This is a genomic window from Pantoea sp. EKM10T (assembly GCF_011800685.1).
Classification (GTDB): Bacteria; Pseudomonadota; Gammaproteobacteria; order Enterobacterales; family Enterobacteriaceae; genus Pantoea; species Pantoea agglomerans.
This window is the reverse complement of the sequence record NZ_JAALEU010000015.1, coordinates 13,383-34,761: the sequence shown is the minus strand read 5'-3', so window position 1 is coordinate 34,761 and position 21,379 is coordinate 13,383. Positions and strand designations below refer to the sequence as shown.

Annotated in this window: 21 protein-coding genes and 1 riboswitch; of the genes, 11 read left to right on the top strand and 10 right to left on the bottom strand. The window is 58.0% G+C overall.

Annotation, left to right across the window (positions count from 1 at the left end; genetic code table 11):
• Positions 1-143 precede the first annotated feature (143 nt).
• Positions 144-1,046 (bottom strand): LysR family transcriptional regulator, encoded by a 903-nt coding sequence (locus HFD95_RS20690; protein ID WP_033766567.1) that lies wholly within the window; start codon positions 1,044-1,046, stop codon positions 144-146.
• Between the two features lie 128 nt (positions 1,047-1,174).
• Here HFD95_RS20690 and HFD95_RS20685 point away from each other — a divergent pair, with 128 nt between their 5' ends.
• Positions 1,175-1,438 carry a DUF2798 domain-containing protein gene (locus tag HFD95_RS20685; protein ID WP_010253502.1) on the top strand — a complete coding sequence of 88 codons (264 nt, stop codon included), beginning with the start codon at positions 1,175-1,177 and terminating at the stop codon, positions 1,436-1,438.
• 658 nt (positions 1,439-2,096) lie between these two features.
• Positions 2,097-2,309 (top strand): RNA chaperone/antiterminator CspA, encoded by a 213-nt coding sequence (cspA, locus tag HFD95_RS20680; protein WP_010671477.1) that lies wholly within the window; start codon positions 2,097-2,099, stop codon positions 2,307-2,309.
• A 181-nt stretch (positions 2,310-2,490) separates the two neighbouring features.
• Here the strand turns inward: cspA and HFD95_RS20675 are convergent, their stop codons facing one another.
• Positions 2,491-2,676 (bottom strand): hypothetical protein, encoded by a 186-nt coding sequence (locus HFD95_RS20675; RefSeq protein WP_181955279.1) that lies wholly within the window; start codon positions 2,674-2,676, stop codon positions 2,491-2,493.
• A 167-nt stretch (positions 2,677-2,843) separates the two neighbouring features.
• Between HFD95_RS20675 and HFD95_RS20670 the strand changes: the two genes are divergently transcribed.
• Together HFD95_RS20670 and HFD95_RS20665 are read left to right on the top strand one after the other, a co-directional pair.
• Positions 2,844-3,755, top strand: a complete 912-nt coding sequence (locus HFD95_RS20670) for an alpha/beta fold hydrolase (protein WP_060681276.1) — start codon at positions 2,844-2,846, stop codon at positions 3,753-3,755.
• Positions 3,748-5,139, top strand: coding sequence for a hypothetical protein (locus HFD95_RS20665; protein ID WP_060681274.1), 1,392 nt, complete (start codon positions 3,748-3,750; stop codon positions 5,137-5,139). The genes HFD95_RS20670 and HFD95_RS20665 overlap by 8 nt, the downstream gene beginning before the upstream one ends.
• Positions 5,140-5,160: 21 nt before the next feature.
• Here the strand turns inward: HFD95_RS20665 and HFD95_RS20660 are convergent, their stop codons facing one another.
• Together HFD95_RS20660 and HFD95_RS20655 are read right to left on the bottom strand one after the other, a co-directional pair.
• Positions 5,161-6,513, bottom strand: coding sequence for an MFS transporter (locus tag HFD95_RS20660; protein ID WP_167430667.1), 1,353 nt, complete (start codon positions 6,511-6,513; stop codon positions 5,161-5,163).
• Between the two features lie 170 nt (positions 6,514-6,683).
• Positions 6,684-7,586: a GntR family transcriptional regulator gene (locus tag HFD95_RS20655; protein WP_010671481.1), complete on the bottom strand. Its 903-nt coding sequence runs from the start codon at positions 7,584-7,586 to the stop codon at positions 6,684-6,686.
• Between the two features lie 137 nt (positions 7,587-7,723).
• On the opposite strand from HFD95_RS20655, the gene HFD95_RS20650 reads away from it, so the two are divergent.
• Entirely contained in the window at positions 7,724-8,752 is a 1,029-nt protein-coding gene (locus HFD95_RS20650) for a zinc-binding alcohol dehydrogenase family protein (RefSeq protein WP_167430666.1), read from the top strand.
• A gap of 23 nt (positions 8,753-8,775) precedes the next feature.
• On the opposite strand, the gene HFD95_RS20645 is transcribed toward HFD95_RS20650, so the two are convergent.
• Positions 8,776-9,696: a nucleoside hydrolase gene (locus HFD95_RS20645; RefSeq protein ID WP_033785721.1), complete on the bottom strand. Its 921-nt coding sequence runs from the start codon at positions 9,694-9,696 to the stop codon at positions 8,776-8,778.
• Positions 9,697-9,813: 117 nt separating this feature from the next.
• A riboswitch (Fluoride riboswitch) is annotated at positions 9,814-9,889 on the top strand.
• An 88-nt stretch (positions 9,890-9,977) separates the two neighbouring features.
• On the opposite strand from HFD95_RS20645, the gene crcB reads away from it, so the two are divergent.
• Positions 9,978-10,355: a fluoride efflux transporter CrcB gene (gene crcB, locus HFD95_RS20640; protein ID WP_022623971.1), complete on the top strand. Its 378-nt coding sequence runs from the start codon at positions 9,978-9,980 to the stop codon at positions 10,353-10,355.
• Positions 10,356-10,487: 132 nt separating this feature from the next.
• On the top strand, positions 10,488-11,303 hold the full coding sequence (locus HFD95_RS20635) for a sugar phosphate isomerase/epimerase (RefSeq protein WP_010253472.1): 816 nt from the start codon (positions 10,488-10,490) through the stop codon (positions 11,301-11,303).
• On the opposite strand, the gene HFD95_RS20630 is transcribed toward HFD95_RS20635, so the two are convergent.
• From HFD95_RS20630 to HFD95_RS20620, 3 genes are all read right to left on the bottom strand, one after another.
• On the bottom strand, positions 11,300-11,905 hold the full coding sequence (locus HFD95_RS20630; protein ID WP_010671486.1) for an alpha/beta hydrolase: 606 nt from the start codon (positions 11,903-11,905) through the stop codon (positions 11,300-11,302). The genes HFD95_RS20635 and HFD95_RS20630 overlap by 4 nt on opposite strands.
• A gap of 10 nt (positions 11,906-11,915) precedes the next feature.
• The gene (locus HFD95_RS20625; protein WP_010671487.1) at positions 11,916-12,857 is read right to left on the bottom strand and encodes a glutathione S-transferase family protein; all 942 of its coding nucleotides are present in this window, start codon (positions 12,855-12,857) and stop codon (positions 11,916-11,918) included.
• 98 nt (positions 12,858-12,955) lie between these two features.
• Positions 12,956-13,861: a LysR family transcriptional regulator gene (locus HFD95_RS20620; RefSeq protein WP_045139531.1), complete on the bottom strand. Its 906-nt coding sequence runs from the start codon at positions 13,859-13,861 to the stop codon at positions 12,956-12,958.
• Between the two features lie 141 nt (positions 13,862-14,002).
• Between HFD95_RS20620 and HFD95_RS20615 the strand changes: the two genes are divergently transcribed.
• On the top strand, positions 14,003-15,127 hold the full coding sequence (locus HFD95_RS20615) for a GNAT family N-acetyltransferase (protein ID WP_167430665.1): 1,125 nt from the start codon (positions 14,003-14,005) through the stop codon (positions 15,125-15,127).
• On the opposite strand, the gene HFD95_RS20610 is transcribed toward HFD95_RS20615, so the two are convergent.
• Entirely contained in the window at positions 15,124-16,956 is a 1,833-nt protein-coding gene (locus tag HFD95_RS20610) for an ABC transporter ATP-binding protein (RefSeq protein WP_010253459.1), read from the bottom strand. The genes HFD95_RS20615 and HFD95_RS20610 overlap by 4 nt on opposite strands.
• Before the next feature lie 72 nt (positions 16,957-17,028).
• Here HFD95_RS20610 and HFD95_RS20605 point away from each other — a divergent pair, with 72 nt between their 5' ends.
• Positions 17,029-17,529 (top strand): GNAT family N-acetyltransferase, encoded by a 501-nt coding sequence (locus HFD95_RS20605; RefSeq protein WP_167430664.1) that lies wholly within the window; start codon positions 17,029-17,031, stop codon positions 17,527-17,529.
• 35 nt (positions 17,530-17,564) lie between these two features.
• Here the strand turns inward: HFD95_RS20605 and HFD95_RS20600 are convergent, their stop codons facing one another.
• Entirely contained in the window at positions 17,565-18,482 is a 918-nt protein-coding gene (locus HFD95_RS20600; protein WP_022623976.1) for a sugar ABC transporter substrate-binding protein, read from the bottom strand.
• A gap of 420 nt (positions 18,483-18,902) precedes the next feature.
• Between HFD95_RS20600 and HFD95_RS20595 the strand changes: the two genes are divergently transcribed.
• Entirely contained in the window at positions 18,903-20,294 is a 1,392-nt protein-coding gene (locus HFD95_RS20595; RefSeq protein ID WP_033759126.1) for an MFS transporter, read from the top strand.
• Positions 20,275-21,231 (top strand): 2-hydroxyacid dehydrogenase, encoded by a 957-nt coding sequence (locus tag HFD95_RS20590; protein WP_163763341.1) that lies wholly within the window; start codon positions 20,275-20,277, stop codon positions 21,229-21,231. Before HFD95_RS20595 ends, HFD95_RS20590 begins: the two co-directional genes overlap by 20 nt.
• Positions 21,232-21,379: the final 148 nt, after the last annotated feature.

The window sequence follows — 21,379 nt, the reverse complement described above, 5'->3', positions numbered from 1 at the left end:
CTCAAAGCGTGCTTATATTCCTTTCTGCACATCGTCAAAAGGGCCGCTTTCTGTATCACCACGACCGGCAGCGGTGAGTTACTTTTGCGGGGGGATAAGCCGAAAAGTACGGACAATTTTCGCCCGGCAAAAACGCTCCTGTCTTAAATTGCATCGGCCAAAAATTCAATAAATGTCCGTACTTTCGAATTGAGTGCCGAACGTTCGGTGACACAGGCATAGATATTCATCGGCAGGGACTCAATGGTGCTCTCGCCACTGTGACCTGACCAGGACAAAGGCCTTAGCAGACCGCTGTCTATCAGTGGCTGAGCAACAAAACTTGCCAGACGGGCAATGCCGCCGCCGTTTACGGCTATTCTGGCGATGATATCAATATCATCGCTGATAAAACTGGGGTTGAGTTTTGCATTAACAGGCTGTCCGTTGACCATAAACGTCCATGGCAGAAACCGTCTGTCGGTGGGATAGCGGAAAACCAGGCAGGCGTGCTGGCTAAGTTCTCCAGGCGTCTGAGGCGTACCAGCGCGATCAAGATAAGCGGGAGCCGCACAGAATATAAAGGGTAACGATGCAATTTTTCTGGCGATCAGTTGATCATTCAGCTGTGCTTCGATGCGGATACTGACATCGACGCCTTCCAGGCGATGATCGACGTTGCGATCGGTACTGATCAGTTCAATATCTATATCGGGGAAAGACGCTTTGAAAGCGGGCATAAGGGGAGCCAGAACGTACCGACCAAACGCGGCTGTCGTAGCGATACAAAGTGGCCCCTGTGGTTTGGTTTCATTCGCAGCAGCCTGAGAGGCGAGTTCGATATCATGTGGGATGTGACGGACTTTCTCGAAATAGCGTTTACCGTTTTCCGTTAAGGTCATGCTGCGGGTGGTGCGCGATAGCAGTCGCACGCCCAGATGCGCTTCAAGACGGGAAAGACTCTGGCTGACTGCTGCCGGACTCATACCTTTAGCGCGTGCCGCCGCTGCAATACTGCCGTTTTCCACCACGCGAATAAAAGTGCTAATCAGCCCTAAAATGTCCATCGTATCCTCAACCGTTAATTCGTCACTTTTACTTAATAATGATTAAAGCATAACCGCTCTACAACCCCCCGCATAAGCTTGTTAAGTTAGCCGCAGTCTTATCTACTTTTGTTAAACAGGATATTCAGATGACTGATGCTGCAACAAAAAAAACCTTACGAACCCGCTTGCCGGTGCGCACGACACCGTACATATTTGCGCTTTATATGGCGATCATCATGGCGTTCCTGATGAGTCTGGTCATCACGTTAGCCGAATTCGGAATGGGGCCTCATTACATGACAAATGTGATGAATGCTTACCGGGTCGCCATGCCAGCGGCTTTCTTTTGCATACTGGTTGTCCGTCCTGTTGTTATCCGGCTCGTAGGATTGACCGTTCACGGTCACTGAGACAGTCAGCATGCCCAAAATGGGCGGACAGGTAGGGTTTAGCCCGCTTCTCGCTCATCGCGGCAGGCTGCTTCTGCACCAGAATGGAGGCGGGTGGCAAACCTCCAGCATTTCAGATGCAGGGTGAGGGCGGGCAGGTCGTCCGGATACTGACCGGTATCAGGATGAAAGATACCGAAGAGCCGGGCGTACGATATGCAGCAGGTAAAGCTCACAGATGAAGAGGGCGGTGACAGCGCTTCGCTGGCCGTGCGGAAATTTTTAGGCGATGTGACCTTACTGGCTCTGTTTATTGTTAAGCATCAACGTTAAATCGGCACCGTCATTATGACAGGATTAGCCTGCTCCTCTTCGCACACAGCGGAGCCTGAAGCACTTCCTGAGCAGTCAAAATAAAACAGCCATTCAGCCATCTGAGCGTTTAAATGGTTAAAATAAATAAACATATACATTGCTAAATTATTATCGCTATGTCTTAATGCGTCATCGGTTTGGAACACAGACCTTATGAAAGCAGTTTTAGTAAAGTAGTCCTCAGTTCAAGTGTTATCCACAGATATCCTTCTTCGAGAGCCTCCTCCTAAGTGCCCAATAAGTAAATCTCTAACTACAGGCCATCTTCGCCGCTCTTAGTGGCTAATCGATTAAGGAAATATCTATGTCTAACAAAATGACTGGTTTAGTAAAATGGTTTAACTCAGATAAAGGTTTTGGCTTTATCACTCCCGATGATGGCAGCAAAGATGTATTCGTGCATTTCTCTGCTATCCAGGGTGATAACTACAAAACGCTTGATGAAGGTCAGAAAGTCTCCTTCACCATTGAAAATGGCGCCAAAGGCCCTGCAGCTGGCAACGTCACAGCGCAGTAAGCCGCGCTCATTATCAGCGATGCTTACAATAGCGATGAAGACATAAGTCTGAGCAGATAAGATCTGCTGATAATAAAATAAACCCGCCCGGTGCGGGTTTTTTATTGCCTGAAATTCGTATTATCTCTGGTCCGTTAACCTGCTCCGTGTTTATTCGTCCACCCCGAAGTTAATCCTCTTTTCATAAGCCCTGCCCGTGATGAAATGTGACGTTAAGCCATCGGGCAAAAGCCATAACGCGCCTTTCGAAATCAGCGATGCTCCCCTGAGGTGTATTACTGATTACCAGCAAGTCATCCATTTCTTTTGCTAACGCTGGATATCGGGCATTGAATGTAAAGCGATACTCCTCGGGTGTTTCAGTCATTGCCTTCCCGCTTACACCAGACAGATCTCCCGCCAGAGTTCATCACCCGCAATGCCAGCGTCTTCTTAGGCGAAACCCCATACTTTTTCACACCATCGCGCGGATAACCCGCCTGCTGCCTGATCCCGACCTACACTGAATTATTCTCCCCAAACCAGGAGCAGCGGATGATCCAGAAGCATCGACGAAAACAGGTAGCGATTGTGGCAGGTGTTGGATTGGGTGTGGCGGCCACGTTATGGGGCATGAAACGCTGGCGGCAGCTTAAGGAGACGCCGCCGGTGTCGCCGAACAGTCATCACGCCGGTCTTGCCGGTTATTATCAGCAGATTGGTGACTGGCGCATGTTTACCCGCGTTACGCCCAATGAGGATCAGGGACTGCCGGTCGTGTTAATCCACGGTCTGGTGATGTCGGGCCGGGCGATGGAGCCACTGGCGCTGGCGCTGGGGCGCGACTATCACGTGCTGGTGCCGGATCTGCCCGGTTTTGGCGCCAGCACACTGCCCCCTTCTTCGCCGATCATGTCGGTGGATCAGCTGGCGGATGCGCTGTGGCTGTGGTTACAGCATAACGGTTTCCAGCGCGCTATCTGGGTCGGCAATTCGTTTGGCTGCCAGATTCTGGCCGCGCTGGCGGTGAAATATCCGCAGGCGGTAGCGGGACTGGTGCTGCAGGGGCCGACGGTCGATCGTCATGCCCGCAGTCTGCCGCGTCAGCTCTGGCGCGACTGGCGTAATGGCCGGCTGGAATCCCGTCGTCCACCGGGGCCACTGGCCCGAATCGATTACGCCAAAGCGGGCCTGCGGCGCGCCTTCGGTACCCTGCGCGCCATGATGCGCGACCGCATTGAGCATCGCCTTACTTACATTAACGCACCCACGTTGCTGCTGCGGGGCTCGCGCGATCCCGTCTGTCCGGCCCGCTGGCTGGATGAACTCGCCGCCCTGATGCCGCGCAGTGAACGACTGACATTACGCGACGGGACGCACACTTTGCACTACGTCTACCCGTGGAGTTTCTGTCACGCCATCCGCCCGTTCCTGGCACGTATCCAGCAGGAGGATCAACATGAGTAAACCACCAAGAGGGATTGCCCGCTTTGACTCTGCTGCTGCCATGCTGCTTGCGCTGGCCAATGCGCTGCACGACCGCCCCTTTGCCAGCCCCAGCCAGTCACCGACGCTGGATCGCCTGTTGCCCTCACTGAACCGGCTACCGACCGGGCTGCGTGAGTGGGGCTATGCGCTGGGCGGCATGGCAGAAGGCATCAGCCTGCGCCAGGCGGGTGAACTGGATGTGGAAGGGATCGCCGAATGGATGGTGAGTGAATACCCGCAACAGGATTATCCGGCGGCCTTTATCGGTTCATCGAACGGCGCGCTGGTGCATCTGGCGTCAGCGATGAGCGTGCCCTGGCTGCCGCAAACCTTTCTCTGTCCGGTGCGCGCGGCCAATAGCGATCCCGATGATGTACAGGCGAGTTTTGAGCAGGGTAAAGAGGTGGCGGCGGCACTGCTGGCCGCCTGGCCGCGTCTTGCGGTTCACCATATGCATGACCCGAATCAGGATCGGCTGATGCTCGACCAGATGCGCTATTTCCGGCTGAAACTGCGCGAGCTGCCGCTGGCCTTTAACGAATTCCTGATGGGAAGTCTGCCCGCTGGCTCCACGCTGTTTATCAATCACTGCACCCGGCAGTGGCCGGTAACGCGCACCAGCGATCGCTCGTTTTTCCAGTTTGGTGCGCCGGGCGGAGCCAGCGAAAAAGAGTTTATGCAGGGTGGTCCGCGCGTGGCGGAATATCTGGCACGCTATGGCATCGATCGCGAGCGCTGGACGCCGCCGGCCATTACTGACCACGTGCCGGAAGCGGAGTGGGGACTGGATGGTTATCTGATTTCGCCGCTGAAAAAACTGGCGGCGGCGCAGAACTGGAAGCTGATGGAGATTCGTTACGAAGATCCGGAGGCGATGAGCTATGTGGTGGCAGAGATCTACCGCGACTGGTATCTGGCGGCGGGAATTTTACCGACCCGGCTGACGGTGGACAGCTTCCTGTTGATGGACCCGTGGTGCACTCAGCAGCAGCAGGCGATTCCATTCTGGCTGAGCTTCAGCAACGAATCCTCGGCCTCGGCCCTGCAACGCTTCCTGGAAAAACAGCCGCCGTTCCGCAACATCGACATGATGCTCTTTTCTCACGGCACCGACAGTATCGGTCTGGCGGAGATTGACCGCTGGCGGGCGCTGCTCTCCCATGCACGTGATGAAGGCGTATTCATCGGGGTGGATGAAGAACGTTTCCCGCGTGATTTCGCGACGTTTGCCCGTTTCGACTCGGCGCTGCGTGAACGGGCGCCGCTGTTGCCACCTCCACCCGCGCTGAGCGCGGAGAAGGTGATGACGGGTATTCAGCGTTATGGTGCGAAATATGGGGTCACCCTGACGGCGCTGACGTAGCAGTCGCGCCGTCAGCCGTGATTATTCGCCGTCGGTGATCGGCTGGCGCACCAGCAGCAGGTAGGCGAGTGCGCCAACCAGCGTCACGCAGGCACAAATCATCAGCGCCATGCTGAACGATTTGGTGGTGTCGAGCACCCAGCCGGTGATGACCGGCGCGAACGAGGCGAAGATAAAGCTGGCGAAGTTCTGGATGCTGCCGACAGACGCTGTCATACGGGCGGTGACGTTGGCGTGGATCAATCCCCAGCACGACGTTCCGGCGAAGTGGATACAGAACAGCGCCATCCCAATCAGCGTTACGGCGCTGGTGGTGTCGGTCGCGCGGGTCACCACGGCGGTAAAGCCGGCGGACAGCAGCATCCCGCTGACGATGCAGACTTTGCGGGTTTTCACCGCGTTAAAGCCGCGACGTACCAGCGAGTCGACCACATAGCCATTCAGCAGCATGCCCGCCGCACCGAACAGGAACGGAATCGCCGCCAGCAGGCCGGTACTTTTAAGATCGAGATGATAGGTCGACTGCAGGTAGCCCGGCAGCCAGGCGATATAGAGCCAGGCGGTGTAGTTGATGCCGCTGAAGCCAATCATCATTCCCCACATGGTGCGCTGCTTAAACAGGCCGCGCCACTCTTTGAAGCTGATCGGCTCTTTACGCGAGGCAACGCTGCCCGCCTGCAGATAGTGGATCTCTTCAGCGCTCAGGGTGTTGTTGTCGCGGTCGCGGTAGATCATATACCAGCCGATAGCGAGGAACATGCCGAGGATACCGATCGTGACAAACATGCCACGCCAGCCCATCACCAGCATCATCGCCGCCAGAATCGGCGGAGCCACCGACAGTCCAATCATCGAAGCCGCATTGAACATTCCCATCGGCATGCCGCGATCTTTAATGTTGAACCAGTCGTTGATCACTTTCACGCCGCACGGGTTCATCGGCGCTTCGCCAATGCCGAGGCCGATGCGCACCAGGATGAACTGGGTAAAGTTATGCACCAGGCCAGAGGCGGCCTGGAACAGCGACCAGATAAACATGCCAATGCCGAGCATAATGCGCGGCCCTTTACGATCCAGCAGCGCGCCGCATGGCAGTTGCGCCAGGCCATAAGCCAGCGAAAAGGCGGAGAGCAGGAAGCCGATTTCGGTGGCGCTCAGCCCCATCTCCTCGCGGATGGTCATATTCGCGACTGACAGCGAGCTGCGATCCAGATAGTTGATGATGGCGGCGAACAGCAACAGCAGCATCGCCGTGATCTGAATCTTGCGGATACGCGGTGAACGCACCACGTCGCTACGCATCGGCACGAAATCCTGGTCTGATGGCATGTCGCCAGCTGCGCTGTCGCGGCCGGTTACTGAAGTCTTTTCCATTGCACTCTCCCGAAACTGGGTACTTATCGTTATGGTGAGAAGGGGTCTGCGCGCAGCGGCAAAAGGCCGCCGTGACGTTGCAGTCGAGACTAAGAGCAAAGGGTTAAGGATGTTGCAAAGATGTTTCTGAATCGTGCGGGAGCTAATGCTTTGTGGTTTTTAATCGGTTTTTAATTGTACTGACCGATTGAGCGCACCATCGAGGTTTTAGCGGTCGCCAGATGGTTATGTAATGCACAGAGGGCGTCGACATCCTGACGGCCAATCAGCGCGGTCAGAATCGCCATATGCTCCTCCAGCGCCACAATATTTCGCTGCTTGAGGTCGCTCTCATCCCACTGATAATGCGAGTGAAAGATCACAGAGATAATCTCCAGCGACTGATTGAAAAACGGGTTGTTGGCGGCGGATAAAATCAGCGAATGCATCTGACGATCCAGCGCGGCAAAGTGGCGATAGTTGCTGGCGATGGTATCGCGCATAGATCGGTGACGATCCAGCAGATCCCGCGCCTGAACCCAGCGCTCGTCGCCTGCGGGCAGATTCAGGAAGCGGCTCAGGGCGTGGGTTTCCAGCATCTCGCGCAGTTCAAACAGCTTCTCGGCGTAATCCTGGGTGAATTTTTTCATCCGCCACTGGCCGCGTCTGACCGGCTCCAGCAGGTCATAGCGCATAAAGCGCAGCAGGAATTCGCGCACCACCACCGGACTGACTTTCACCTGCTGCGCCAGTTGCAGCTCGCTGAAGGTATCGCCGGGCACCAGCTGCCGCTGATTAATCATATTAAAAAACATCTGCTCAAAGTGGCTGGCCTGCTGCTCAATCGGCGGCGTTAACGCGCTAAAACCGTCATCTTCGCGCGGATCGCGCACGATAACCCAGGTTTGATCCACCTTATCCAGCACGCCGCACTGATGCAGATAGTGCAGGGTGTGGCGCACCGTAGTCCGGCTGATATTGAACATTTCCGCCAGTGCCGCCTGGGGCGGCAGCGGTGAACGAATGTGGTGCTGAGCGATGCTTTCCAGCATCTGGTTGATGACGTTCTGGCGCAAATTCTGGCTGCGGCTCATCTCATTCTCCGGTTTTTTATGCATTAAAAACCATTCAAAGCCCAAAAAAATCGCGGTGCTTCACACTTCCCGCAAACGAACACCGCAGCGCGTGCAGGATTCGCCATAACTGCCTGCAGGACAACCGGAGAATCACCATGACAACAATGAAAGCACTGGTCATCGCTGAACCACGTAAGATGGTATGGACCACCCGCGATATCCCCACGCCCGCCGCTGGCGAGGTAGTGATTAAAATCCTCACCGCGGGAATCTGCGGCACCGACATCCACGCCTGGTCCGGTAATCAGCCATTCTTCAGCTATCCACGGGTGCTGGGCCATGAAATCTGTGCCGAAGTCGTGGCGCCGGGAAGTGGTGCGGAGAGCTTTCAGCCGGGCCAGCGGGTGGCGTTAATGCCTTACATCTCCTGCCTGCGCTGTGACGCCTGCCAGAGCGGCAAGACCAACTGCTGTGAGCAGATCTCAGTGATTGGTGTGCATCAGGATGGCGGGTTCTGCGACTACCTGAGCGTGCCGGTCAGCACGCTGCTGGCGGTGGATGATGTCGCGCCGGAAGCGGCTGCGCTGATTGAGCCGTTTGCCATCAGCGCCCATGCAGTGCGTCGTGCCGCAATTGTGGCGGATGAGCAGGTGCTGGTGGTGGGTGCCGGACCGATTGGGCTGGGTGTTGCCGCTATCGCCGCCGCCAGCGGCGCGCAGGTGGTGGTGGCGGATACCAGCGAATTTCGTCGCCAGCATGTTGCTGACCAGCTCGGCCTGGCGGCACTGAATCCGGCTGATGAAGCGTTTTACAGCGCGCTGCGCGAGGAGTTTGGTGGCCGTCTGGCGCTGAAGGTGATCGACGCCACCGGCAGCCCGGCGGCGATGAACAATGCGGTCAACCTGATGCGACACGGCGGCACGATCGTTTATGTCGGCCTGCACAAAGGCGATCTGGTGATCCCGGACAGTGAATTCCATAAAAAAGAGACCACCCTGATGGGCAGCCGCAACGCCACCCGTGAAGATTTCGATCGGGTGCGTGCGCTGATGGCCAGCGGCCAGCTGCGCGCCGAAATGATGCTGAATCACCATCTGGCCTTCTCCACGCTGGATGAAACCTTTGAGGCGCAAATCATCAACAACCGCGAGCTGATCAAAGGCGTGATTCATTTCGACCGGTAACGCGGCCAGTCGGTTCGCGTGGTTCAGGGCGCGGTGAGAGTCTGAAAGAAGTGCGCCCGCACCGCGTCAGCATCCACGCCAAGTGCGATACGCTGGGCGGTCAGGCCGTTAAAGGGATCCTGGCGGGATGCCAGCGCGCTCAGCTTACGCACCGTCTGACCGCAGGCGATGCCCTCCGTGATCACCCGCAGCGGGCTTTCGGTCAGGGTAAACGCCTGTGGCAGAGTGAGCCACGCCACCGCCAGGGTGTCGTGCAGCGCCATTCCCTCGAATCCCTCTTTCTCCAGACTGTAAGCCAGGTAAGGGCGACAGATCGCACTCAGCACCGGCTGATTCAGACGCTGAACCTCATCGCCGCTGATCAGCACTTTGTGTGTGACATCCAGCGGGATCACCACCACATTCAGCGCCGAGGCGAGCACCTGATCGGCAGCATGCGGATCTTTCCAGATATTAAATTCGCTGAAGGGCGTCACGTTGCCACTGTGCCCGTCGGTGCCAAATGCGCCACCCATGATGACCAGCTCTTTCACCAGCGGAATAATATCCGGCGCCTGATTAATGGCCGTGGCGATATTGGTCAGCGGACCAATCGCCACCAGGGTGATCTGATGCGGCTGCGCCCGCACGCTGTCGATAATAAACTGCACCGCGCCCGGCGCCTGATCGCTGCACGCATTATCAAACGCATCGCCCAGCCCATCTTCACCGTGCAGTCTGGCGGGCGCAGAGGGTGGCAGCGCCAGCGGTCGTGAACAGCCGCGATAGACCTCCGCGTTAATCGCCATTTTCCCGCAAAACAGTCGGGCGTTTTTCACCGCCTGACCCACTGCCACGTTGCCGAAGACCGTGGTAATCCCCAGCAGATGCTGCGTCCGCGCCGCATAGGCCAGCGCAAAGGCGTCATCCACGCCGATATCGGTATCAAAAATCAGGGTACGCATAGGGTCTCCGCAACAGGCTGTAAACCATCAGCATTACTCCGTCTGTGGCGTGCGCGTCAAGGTTTTCAGCCGCCATGACCTCACTGTTGCCAGCCTGAAACGGGCGTCGTATTATCACCGGCTCAAGGTGATGGCGTGCCACCTTTCCCAACCGCCGGTGGGCTTTACACCGGCTGATGACGCCTGACACTCAATCCTTTCGCGGGAGCTGAGGTGTCAGGCGCAGTTTATCTCTGCCTTTCCCCCTCAGCCCGGCGTCAATCTGCAATCAGGAGCAAGACATGTTGAAACCGTTATTGGCTGTGATGATCGGCGGCTCTGCCGGCTGTGTACTGCGCTGGCTCTTTGCGATGCGCTTTAATGCGCTCTTTCCCAATCTGCCACCTGGCACACTGCTGGTGAATCTGATCGGCGGTCTGGTGATCGGCGGCGCGATGGCCTGGTTTGTTCGCCATCCCGATATCGACCCGATCTGGAAACTGCTGATCGTCACCGGACTGTGCGGCGGGCTGACCACCTTCTCCTCTTTTACGGCGGAATTAATGGGGTTGCTACAATCAGGGAACTATTTCTGGGCGATGACCAGCGCGCTGGTGCATGTGATCGGTTCGCTGCTGATGGCGTTTGCCGGTTTCGCACTGGTCACGATGCTGGGCTGATCCGGCTAAGCGGCGCTTGTCATACTCCTTAAGAGGTAGATGCTGTTTCAGGTTTTACGCCCGACCATCCTGCATGAACGGGTGCAGAAGCTGAACGTCACCGATTATTCCGGACGATTAAGGAGCCGAGCAATGCGAACTAACCCCACTTTCCTTAACCTGGTGCTGTTAAACGGTGAACCCGGCCAGAAGCTCCAGGCGGCGCATGACGCCGGTTTCGATCAGGTGGAGATCTGGCGCGAGGATGTCGAGGCGTGCGAGGGCGGCGCGGCGGCACTGGCTCAGATCGCTGCCCGGCAGGGACCTGGCTTTACCAATCTCCAGGTGCTGCGCGATTTCACCGGGGCACCCAGTGCGTTGCGCGGACAGAAGCGCGAAGAGCTGCGCCAGTTTATTCAGATTGCCCAGGCGCTGGGCTGCGACACCATTCAGGCGCCGGCCAGCACCCGTGAGGATTGCTGCGCCGACCAGATTGATGATGACCTGCGCTGGATGGCCTCTGAAGCTGCGCGCTACAACATGCGCATTATGTATGAGCCGATGGCCTGGTGCAGCGTGGATAACACCCTGCCGCTGGCGTGGCAGCGATTGCAGCGGCTCGATCAGCCCAATATCGGGCTGGTGGTCGATCTGTTCCATATCTGCGCGCTGGGCGGCGATGCCTCGCAACTGGACGGCATTCCAGCCGATCGCATCTATGAAGTGCAGCTGTGTGACATGGCCGCCGTTCCCGCGCAGGATAAGCAGAGCCTGATGGCGATGGCGAAGCATCAGCGTCTGCTGCCCGGCGATGGCATTATCGACATTGAACGCTTTGTCGATAAGCTTAAAAGCGCGGGCTATCAGGGACCGGTGGGCATTGAAGTTTTTAATGATGCGCTGAAACGCCTGCCGCCTGAGGTCGCTGCCCGTCATGCCTGGCAGGCATTAAAGCGCTGCTGGGGTTAATCCTGTAAGCACTGCGCGATAAACGCGGCGGCATGCATGGCACCCTGAGCGGAGATGGTGTGGCCGGTGGCGGGTTCAAATCGCGCTTCTACCGGCACCAATGCGGCCCTGAGTCGTGCTGCGGCAGATTCGCTCTCCTGCCACGGAATCACCTCATCGGCCTGGCCGTGGATCAGCAGCGCGGGCAGATGAGGCTGTGGCGTCAGCTCACCGTCAACCGCCAGACGACCCGAAAAGGCGACCACGCCCGCCAGCGGATAACGGCCAGATGCCAGCGCATCCAGCGCCATGATCGACCCCTGTGAAAAGCCGACCAGCACCACATCCTGCCAGCGGTCGGCGAAGCCGTGCTGTGCGATAACGTCGCTGAGGGTCGCGTCAAACGCCGCCCGCGCGGCCCGTACCCGACCTGGCCGGTTCTCTGGTGTCACCTCCTCCAGGCTGAACCACTGCCAGCCAAAACCGGCGGTAAAACGTTCGGGCGCATTGGGTGAGGCAAAAATCACATCCGGCAACAGCGTCGCCCAGTGACGGCCAATCGGTGCCAGATCGTCGCCGTTACTGCCTACGCCATGCAGAAAAATTACCAGTGCTTTTGCCATTATTGCTCCTTTAAAGACCGTACTCACTCAGATCCGGGCCTGCCGGAACGATCCCGTTCGGGTTCAGTGCCTTGATTGAGTAGTAACCCTGTTTGATATGATCGATGCTGACCGTCTCACGCACGCCGGAGACTGACAGCATGCTCTTAAGATAGCGATTCAGCAGCGTATAGTCGCGTATCCGGCGCAGGTTGCATTTGAACAGGCCATGATAGGCGACGTCAAAGCGAATCAGGGTGACGAACAGGCGAATATCGGTTTCAGTCAGCCGTTCACCCAGCAGGAAGGTGCGTCCATCGCTGAGCAGGGCTTCCAGTTCGTCGAGCTGGCTGAAGACGTCATTAAATGCCTGCTGGTAGCTGATCGATGTGGTGGCGAACCCGGCGCGGTAAACGCCGTTATTCAGACGCGGATAAAGACTCTCATTCAGCGCATCAATCTCAGGGCGCAGCGCGGCGGGATAGAGGTCGATGCGGTTATCGGCCAGATCGCCAAAGCCGCTGTTGAACATACGCACAATGTCAGCGGACTCGTTGCTGACGATGGTGCCGGTTTTCTTGTCCCACAAGACCGGCACGGTGGCCCGGCCCGTGTAATCGGGCGCGACGCGGGTATAGATTTCATGCAGGTACTGCGCGTGATTCAGCGGGTCCTGCTGTGCGCCGGGAAAATTGCCAAAGCGCCAGCCCTGAGCACCGAGCTGCGGTTCAACCACCGTCACGCTAATCAGCGACTCCAGCCCTTTGAGCTTGCGGGCAATTAACGCGCGCGACGCCCATGGACAGATCAGCGCCACATAAAGATGGTAGCGATCCGCTTCTGCCGCAAATTCAGTGGAGCCATCGCTGCTGATAAAATGCCGGAAACCGGACGTCTGACGGACAAATCCGCCCTGTTTATCGGTCGACTGCACCGGGTGCCAGTCACTACTCCATTTGCCTTCTACTAACATCGCGCGACTCCTCTGTAATGTGAGAAGCAGCTTAACTGATGACTAAACGGCTGATAATCCGGTCATAAAGACAATCATTTCTTCCATTCTGGAAGAAATTACGCGGGCGGAAAACGGGTAAAGTGGCTCACCAGGAAGTCGATAAGCAGGCGCGCCCGGTGTGCCAGATGACGGGCGGGCGGATAAACCGCAAACAGGCCAAGCGGTGGCGTGTCGAAATTCTCCAGCAGCCGGACAATCTCACCGCGTTGCAGCGCGGGAGCTGCGATAAAACCGGGCAGCCGCGCAATGCCCAGTCCGGCCATCGCGGCCTGCAGGCAGGCTTCGGTGTTGGCGAAGCGCAGACGCCCGCGGACCGGTACGGTGATAATCTCGCTGCTGCCGCCGCCGCCGGCAAACGGCCAGTGCCAGGGATCGCGAAAATTGGTGTCGATGATGCACTGATGCTGGGGCATCTCGCGCCAGTGCTGCGGCGTGCCAAACTGCTCAAGATAGACCGGCGAGGCGGCGATGCGCACATGCACCTCACCCAGCTTGCGCGCGACCAGGCTGCTGTCGCTGAGGGTGCCGATACGGATCGCCATATCAAAGCCTTCATCGACGATGTTGACGGACCGATCTGAAAAGCTGACATCCAGTTCAATCAGCGGATAGCGCCGGGCAAACGCCACCAGCACCTCAGACAACACCACAGTACCAAAGGAGCCGGGGGCGCTGATTTTCAGCCTGCCGGTAGGCGTCGTAGCGCTTTCACGCACGCTGGCATCCAGCGTCTCAAACGCATCGAGCAGGTTTTTGACCCGCTCATAATAGCTGCGCCCGACATCGGTGGGTGACAGGGCGCGCGTGCTGCGCTTAAACAGCTGGACGCCGAGCCGCTGCTCCAGCTTTGAAACCAGCTTGGAAGCCTGACTGCTGCTGGTGCCGAGACGTAACGCCGCCGCAGAAAAGCTGCCGGTTTCCAGCACCGTGACAAACATCCGGTCACAATCGAGTCGATCCATGGCGGTGTCCTGTGGAGATAAAGTCGCAGTATAGAAGCTGTGCTCCGCTGATGCAGCCTTCACTTTGCGTGCCTTAACCCTTTCGCTGACGCGGAAAACCTGCTTGACTGACTCTCTGCCCGACGTTCTCTGGAGTAATTCATGTCGCTGATTCACCTGACGTCACTGGCGGAGATCCCGGCCGCCGAGTGGGATGCGCTGTTGCCTGATGACCAGCCCTTTTTGCGCCACGCCTTTCTGCTCACGTTAGAACAGAGCGGCAGCGTGCGGTTAGAGGCGGGCTGGCAGCCCGATCATCTGCTGTGGCGGGAGGAGGGGGTGACCCGCGCCGCGCTGCCAGGCTACCGCAAACGCCATTCACAGGGCGAGTACGTCTTTGATCACGCCTGGGCGGATGCCAGCCAGCGCGCCGGGATCCGCTACTACCCGAAATGGCTGGGCGCGATCCCCTTCAGCCCGGTCAGCGGCGCGCGCCTGCTGGGCGAAAACGCTGCCGCGGCGCAACTGCTGTCGGCCCTGCCTGAGAGCCTGTTACAGCAGGGCTTAAGCGGGGCACATATCAACTTTACCGATGCGCAGGCTAACCAGCTGCTGGCCGATCAGCCCGACTGGCTCTCCCGGCTCGGCTGTCAGTATCACTGGCATAACCGTGGCTACCGCGATTTTCAGGATTTCCTGGATTCGCTGATGTCGCGCAAGCGCAAACAGCTGCGTAAAGAGCGTGAGCAGGTGATGCAGAGCGGCTTTGAGTTTGACCGCTACCTGGGCTACCAGCTGCGCGAAGATCAGTGGGATTTTGTCTACACCTGTTACGCTAACACCTATGCGGTGCGCGGTCAGCGTCCCTATCTGACGCGTGACTTCTTCAGCCTGCTGGCGGAACGCATGCCGCAGAATATTGTGGTGGTGATCGCCCGTTTACAGCAGCAACCGGCCGCCATGGCGTTTTATCTGCGGGACAGCAACGCGCTCTATGGCCGCTACTGGGGCTGTCTGGCGGAGTTTGACCGGCTGCACTTTGAAACCTGTTTCTATCAGGGAATGGATTTGGCCCTTGATGAGGGGCTGACGCGGTTTGATGCTGGCGCACAGGGCGAGCACAAGCTGGTGCGCGGCTTTGAGCCGCAGATTACCCACTCCTGGCACTATCTGCTGCATCCCGGCCTGCGCGATGCCGTGGCAGATTTTCTGGTGCAGGAGCGGGAAGGCGTGCGCGGCTGGGCGGAAGAAGCCCGCGACGCCTTACCCTATCGACGCGGCGATTAATCGATGCCGACAAAACCGCCGGTCTGATGCTGCCACAGCCGGGCATAGAGACCGTTTTGCGCCAGCAGCTCGTGATGGCTGCCCATCTCGGCAATGCCGCCTTTATCCAGCACCACCAGCCGATCCATCTTCGCGATGGTCGACAGGCGGTGCGCGATGGCGATAACGGTTTTGCCCTGCATCAGTGACTCCAGGCTCTCCTGAATCGCCGCTTCCACTTCGGAGTCGAGCGCCGAGGTGGCCTCATCCATGATCAGAACCGGCGCATCCTTCAGCAGCACGCGGGCTATCGCCACACGCTGACGCTGACCGCCCGACAGTTTCACGCCGCGCTCGCCCACGTGCGCATCCAGCCCGGTGCGACCCAGCGAGTCGGAGAGCAGCGGGATAAACTCATCGGCGCGGGCGCGGTGAATCGCAAGCTGCAGCTCCTCTTCGCTGGCGTCGGGACGACCATACAGCAGGTTTTCACGGATTGAGCGGTGCAGCAGCGAGGTGTCCTGGGTGATCATGCCAATCTGGCTGCGCAGGCTCTCCTGCGTCACGGCGGCGATATCCTGATCGTCGATCACAATCCGCCCTGCGTTCAGGTCATAGAGGCGCAGCAGCAGGTTCACCAGCGTCGATTTACCGGCGCCCGAGGGACCAATCAGCCCAATCTTCTCACCAGGTTTGATGTCAAGATTAAAGCCGTTAATCACCTGACGGCCACCGCCATAATCGAAGCGCACATCCTCAAAGCGGATGTTGCCGCGCGTCACCTTAAGCTGCTTCGCCTGCGGCGCATCCTGCACGCTCAGCGGCTGCGCAATGGTTTTCAGGCCATCCTGTACCGTACCAATATTTTCGAAAATGCCGTTGACCACCCACATGATCCAGCCGGACATATTCACCAGGCGGATCACCAGACCGGTCGCCAGCGCAATCGCCCCGACGCTAATCAGCGACTGGCTCCATAACCACAGCGCCAGCCCGGAGGTCGAGACAATCAGCAGGCCGTTCAGCGCCGACAGGGTCAGATCCATGCTGGTGACCATGCGACCGGCGTTCTGGGTTTTTTCGGTCTGCTCCTGAATCGCCTCACGCGCATACTGCCGTTCCAGATCGCTGTGAGCGAACAGCTTGATGGTGGCGATGTTGGTATAACCATCGACAATGGTGCCCATCAGCTTAGATCGCGACTCTGAGGAGACCACCGAACGCGCTTTAACGCGCGGCACAAAGAAACGCAGGGAGGCGCTGTAGGCCACCATCCACAGAATCAGCGGGATCATCAGCCGCCAGTCGGCACCGGCAAACAGCACCAGCGAGGTCACCGCGTAGATCAGCACGTGCCAGATGGCATCCACCAGCTGCACCGCGGAATCGCGCAGTGAACTGCCGGTCAGCATAATGCGCTGGGCGATGCGACCCGCGAAATCGTTCTGGAAGAAATTGAGGCTCTGGCGCAGCACGTAGTTGTGATTCTGCCAGCGGATCATGCTGGTCATGCTCGGGCTGATGCTTTGATGTACCAGCATGTCGTGCAGGGCGATAAAAATCGGCCGCAGAATCAGCGCCACCGCCCCCATCCACAGCAGTATCGGCCAGTTATCCCGAAACAGGGTGGCGGGCGTGGAGTGATTGACCATATCGATAATGCGGCTCAGATAGCTGAACAGCGACACTTCAATCAGGGCTGACGCCAGTCCCACTACCAGCAGTGCCGCGAAACTCGGCCAGACCTGCCGCAGATAGTAGAGGTAAAACGACCAGACCGTTGAAGGGGGCGAGTCGGTGGGCGCGTCATGAAAAATATTGATAAAACGCTCAAAACGGCGATACAACATAGCGATACTCTTTCCGTCCGGTAAAGAGCTACAGCTTAGTGCATGAACCCCGTTCGGCTAAAAGGAGAAAATATGGAAATCATTATTCGGGCACGGGAACCGCAGGATGCCGCCGCCTATCAGCGACTCTACAGTCATCCCGATGTTTATCCCTGGACGCTGCAGCTGCCGTTTCCCAGCGTTGCCACCTGGGAGAAAAAAATCGCCAGAATGGATGCCGAGGGGTTTATCGCCTTTGTCGCGGAGATCGAGGGCGAGCTGGCCGGTGAGCTGACGCTGTTTGTGGATAACAAGCCGCGCACCCGCCACTGCATCAGCTTTGGGCTGGGTGTGCATCCCGATTACGCCGGTCGCGGCGTCGGTGAGCGCCTGATCCGCACCGCGCTCGACTATTCCCGTAACTGGCTGGGGATTACGCGTATGGAGCTGGAGGTGTTTCACGACAACGAACGGGCGCTGCGGCTCTATGAGCGGCTGGGCTTTGAGCGTGAAGGGGTGATGCGGCAGGCTGCCCTGCGCGACGGTCAGCTGCGCGATGTGGTGATGATGGCGAAACTGCTGCACGAGAAGTGATAACCGGAGCGGCAGCGCTGCCGCTCCGCTTTTCATTACGGATTTTTATTGCTGTATTGCTGCATGTTCTGCTGCGTCACCAGTTCAAACGGGATCCACTGGTGGGAATCGACTTTTTTCCCTTTGATCATCTGCTGCGCCACCTCGACCGATTTTTTGCCCTGACCCACGGCATCCTGGAACACGGTGACGGCCAGTTTGCCGCTTGCCAGGGCTTTCAGGCCATCCGGCGTGGCATCAATGCCGCCCACCAGAATGGTTTTCTTCGGTTTCGCCTGGGCAATCGCCATGGTTGCGCCAATCGCCATTTCGTCGTTGTTGGCGGCGACAATATCGATCTCTTCCCCGTTCGACAGCCAGTTGAGCATTAAATCCATGCCCTCATTACGCGAATAGTTTGCGGTCTGCTTCAGCACTACTTTCATGTCGGGATACTTTGCCACCACCTGCTCCACATCTTTGGTGCGCTGCAGCGCACCCGCATCGCTGAGGTTACCGATGATAATGGCGACTTTGCCACGATAACCCGCCTGCTTCGCCAGCGCTTCCATCTGCAACGTGCCCGATTCGCGTTCGTCAGAGCCGACAAACACCACGCCCGGCGGCAGGGTTTTATCGCCCGGTGTGCGGTTAACGTAAACCAGCGGAATGTGAGCCTGCTGCGCCAGTCTGGTCAGGGCAGGGGTGCTGGCGGAGTCGACCGGATCGACGATAATCGCGTCCACCCCGGAACTGATAAAACTCTGCACCTGATCGGTCTGACGGCCCACGTCGCCGCGTGCATCTTCGAACTGCGCATCCAGCTGACGCGCTTTGGCCTCTTTCTCGATCGACTGGCGGATAATGGTCAGAAAGTTCTGGTCGAAATAGGCCATTGAGACGCCAATTTTCTCTGCCAGCGCCGACGTGGAAAGAGAGAGCAGACAGAGTATTGCCCATGCACGTTTTTTCATTGCAGACTCCCGAGGTTAACTGAGTGGAATAGATTTTTCATTTATTATAAAAATGGACAAAGATTATCATTTGCAGCTTATGAACAGTCGCCGGGTTTGACAACCGGCCCTTTTCACTCTTGCTAGCGCCGCCACACTTTGCCGTAAAATCGCCGCGTCATAGCTGCCAGCGCCGATGAAATCCTCGACGTGGCGCACACTCTGCGGCAGGCAGCCGCGGCTTTTTGCGCTTTTGTGCAGCATCGCACTGGCCTTTGTGGTGGTTGTCAGAAAATCGTTCAATCGGGCCTGACGATCTCAACATCCGCACAATGATCCATCGTTAGCCTCCTATCTATATTTCCTTAAGCGGGAAATCTCAGCGTTATTCCTGAAAAAAACCTCGTGGCGCAACCTGCCGCTTTTTAAGGAATTCAGCTCATGCTTAAAGACCAAACGACTCACCGGACGTCTCATGTGCGCATCTGGATCCTCTGCCTGATCCTCTTTCTGTCGGTCGTGGCTTATGCCGACCGTTCGATCCTCTCGATCTCCGGATCGGCGATCAAAGAGGAGTTCGGCCTGTCAGCGATCCAGCTGGGATTGATCCTCTCTGCCTTCAGCTGGGCCTACGTTATCGGTCAGATTCCCGGCGGGCTGTTTCTTGACCGCTTCGGGGCTAAAAAAGTGTATGGCGTCACGCTGGCGCTCTGGTCAGTCTCGACGCTGGCGATGGGATTCGTTGGCGAGTTCTCCAGCGGCATGACCGGCGCGCTGATGCTGATGTTTGGTCTGCGCTTTATGCTGGGATTGATCGAGGCACCCAGCTTTCCCGCCAATGCGCGCGTGGTGATTATGTGGTTCCCTGGCGCAGAGCGGGGACGGGCTTCATCGCTGTTCAGCTCGGCGCAATATTTTGCCGTCGCCATCTTCTCGCCGCTGTCAGGCTGGCTGGTGTCGCGCTTTGGCTGGGAGTGGCCGTTCTTTGTGCTGGGCGGCATCGGCCTGCTGGCGGTGTTTGTCTGGGCTGCCTGGATGCGCGAGCCGCGCAATCACCCTGGCGTGTCAGAGAGTGAACTGCGCCACATCGTCGACGGTGGTGCGCTGGTGGATATCGACTCGGCGCAGACGCTGAAAGCGCGGCCACCGGTCAGTAAAGCGATGTTCAGAAAGCTGCTCACTAATCGCATGCTCTGGTGCGCCTATCTCGGTCAGTACTGCATCATCGCGCTCAGCTACTTCTTTATTACCTGGTTTCCGATCTATCTGGTGCAGGCGCGCGGCATGAACATCATGGAGGCGGGCTTCGCCACCGTGGCTCCGGCGCTGTTTGGTTTTCTGGGCGGGATCAGCGGCGGCTACCTGTCAGACAAGTTAATCGCCCGGGGCTGGAGCGTCTCCTGGGCGCGTAAAACGCCCTATATCGTCGGCATGCTGATGGCGTCCAGCCTGGTGCTGGCGGCGATTATTCCCGGTAACGGCGGCATTATCGCCATTATGTCCTTCGCCTTTTTCGGTAAAGGCATCGCGGCCGGTGCAGGCACCTGGACGGTGATCAGCGACACCGCACCTAAAGAGGCGGTGGGCCTGGCAGGTTCCATTTTTAACGGCATCGGCAATATTGCCGGTTTCACCACGCCGCTGCTGTTCGGCATCATCGTCGGTCTGACCGGCAGCTACAGCATCGGGCTGGCGTTTGTGGCGGCACACTGCGTGGTAGCGGCCCTGCTGTTCCTGCTGGTGATGGGACCGATTGAACGCGTCGGTGAAGAGAGCGATCGCCCGGCATCCTATAACAATCAGGAGAAAGAAGATGGCATTAAAGCAATGTAAGGTGCTGATCAGAGGGAAATTCCTGCCGCCGCAGCTGATAGAGAACATTGAAAAGACGTTCACCGCGTTCCGGCTGTGGGAGGCGGAAGATGAGGCAGCCTTTCTGGCTGAGCAGGGCGTAGATATCGACATGCTGGTCACCAGCGGCAACGCGGTGATGGGCGCACCGGCCGCGCTGATCGCCGCGCTGCCAAACCTGAAAGCGATCTGCAGTAACGGCGTCGGTTATGACAGCATTGATACGGAAGCCGCCCGGTCGCGCGGCATTGTGGTGACCAACACGCCGGAGGTGCTCAATGATTGCGTCGCCGATCTGGGGATGGCGCTGCTGCTGGATGTGGCGCGCCGCATCAGCGAGGCCGATCGCTTCACACGCGCCGGTCACTGGACGCAGGGCCGCTTTCCGCTGAGCAGCAAAATCGGTGGCAAGGTGTGCGGTATCGTCGGGCTGGGCAATATCGGTCAGGCGGTGGCAAGGCGCGCGCAGGCGTTTGATATGGCGATTCACTATTACAATCCGCGTTCACGCCCCGATGTGCCCTACACCCGTCATGAGAGCCTGGTGGCGCTGGCGCAGCAGGCCGATTTCCTGGTGCTGACCCTGCCGGGCGGTGCCGCGACGCGCCACATTATCAATGCGGAAGTGCTGCAGGCGCTGGGACCGCAGGGCTATCTGATTAACATTGCGCGCGGCAGCGTGGTGGATCAGCAGGCGCTGGTGGATGCGCTGGAAACCGGGCAGATCGCCGGTGCCGGGCTTGATGTGTTTGAACAGGAGCCGCAGGTGCCTGACGCACTGCGCCAGCGCGACAATGTGGTGATCACGCCGCATATCGCCAGCAGTACCCGCGAAACCATGGCGGCGATGGCTGACCTGGTCTTTGAGAATATGCTGGCGTTTGCCCGTGGTGAGCCGGTGCTGACCCGGGTAGTGTAACCACCGCGGCGTCTTAACCCCCTGCTGAAACGGGGGCGAGGCAGGACGCCTCTCCTCTGACCACTCACCAGACCCTCACCTTCGCACAAAACAGCCTGAAGAAAATTTGTCCGGCTGCCGATATCACCTTACCACCCGCTGATATTAA

Coding starts and splice junctions, on each gene's coding strand:
- HFD95_RS20600 (WP_022623976.1), bottom strand. CDS start 18,482: ATGAAAAAACGTGCATGGGCAATACTCTGTCTGCTCTCTCTTTCCACG.
- HFD95_RS20655 (WP_010671481.1), bottom strand. CDS start 7,586: ATGAGCCGCAGCCAGAATTTGCGCCAGAACGTCATCAACCAGATGCTG.
- HFD95_RS20665 (WP_060681274.1), top strand. CDS start 3,748: ATGAGTAAACCACCAAGAGGGATTGCCCGCTTTGACTCTGCTGCTGCC.
- crcB (WP_022623971.1), top strand. CDS start 9,978: ATGTTGAAACCGTTATTGGCTGTGATGATCGGCGGCTCTGCCGGCTGT.
- cspA (WP_010671477.1), top strand. CDS start 2,097: ATGTCTAACAAAATGACTGGTTTAGTAAAATGGTTTAACTCAGATAAA.
- HFD95_RS20630 (WP_010671486.1), bottom strand. CDS start 11,905: ATGGCAAAAGCACTGGTAATTTTTCTGCATGGCGTAGGCAGTAACGGC.
- HFD95_RS20670 (WP_060681276.1), top strand. CDS start 2,844: ATGATCCAGAAGCATCGACGAAAACAGGTAGCGATTGTGGCAGGTGTT.
- HFD95_RS20660 (WP_167430667.1), bottom strand. CDS start 6,513: ATGGAAAAGACTTCAGTAACCGGCCGCGACAGCGCAGCTGGCGACATG.
- HFD95_RS20615 (WP_167430665.1), top strand. CDS start 14,003: ATGTCGCTGATTCACCTGACGTCACTGGCGGAGATCCCGGCCGCCGAG.
- HFD95_RS20590 (WP_163763341.1), top strand. CDS start 20,275: ATGGCATTAAAGCAATGTAAGGTGCTGATCAGAGGGAAATTCCTGCCG.
- HFD95_RS20605 (WP_167430664.1), top strand. CDS start 17,029: ATGGAAATCATTATTCGGGCACGGGAACCGCAGGATGCCGCCGCCTAT.
- HFD95_RS20610 (WP_010253459.1), bottom strand. CDS start 16,956: ATGTTGTATCGCCGTTTTGAGCGTTTTATCAATATTTTTCATGACGCG.
- HFD95_RS20690 (WP_033766567.1), bottom strand. CDS start 1,046: ATGGACATTTTAGGGCTGATTAGCACTTTTATTCGCGTGGTGGAAAAC.
- HFD95_RS20620 (WP_045139531.1), bottom strand. CDS start 13,861: ATGGATCGACTCGATTGTGACCGGATGTTTGTCACGGTGCTGGAAACC.
- HFD95_RS20625 (WP_010671487.1), bottom strand. CDS start 12,857: ATGTTAGTAGAAGGCAAATGGAGTAGTGACTGGCACCCGGTGCAGTCG.
- HFD95_RS20645 (WP_033785721.1), bottom strand. CDS start 9,696: ATGCGTACCCTGATTTTTGATACCGATATCGGCGTGGATGACGCCTTT.
- HFD95_RS20650 (WP_167430666.1), top strand. CDS start 7,724: ATGACAACAATGAAAGCACTGGTCATCGCTGAACCACGTAAGATGGTA.
- HFD95_RS20635 (WP_010253472.1), top strand. CDS start 10,488: ATGCGAACTAACCCCACTTTCCTTAACCTGGTGCTGTTAAACGGTGAA.
- HFD95_RS20685 (WP_010253502.1), top strand. CDS start 1,175: ATGACTGATGCTGCAACAAAAAAAACCTTACGAACCCGCTTGCCGGTG.
- HFD95_RS20595 (WP_033759126.1), top strand. CDS start 18,903: ATGCTTAAAGACCAAACGACTCACCGGACGTCTCATGTGCGCATCTGG.
- HFD95_RS20675 (WP_181955279.1), bottom strand. CDS start 2,676: ATGACTGAAACACCCGAGGAGTATCGCTTTACATTCAATGCCCGATAT.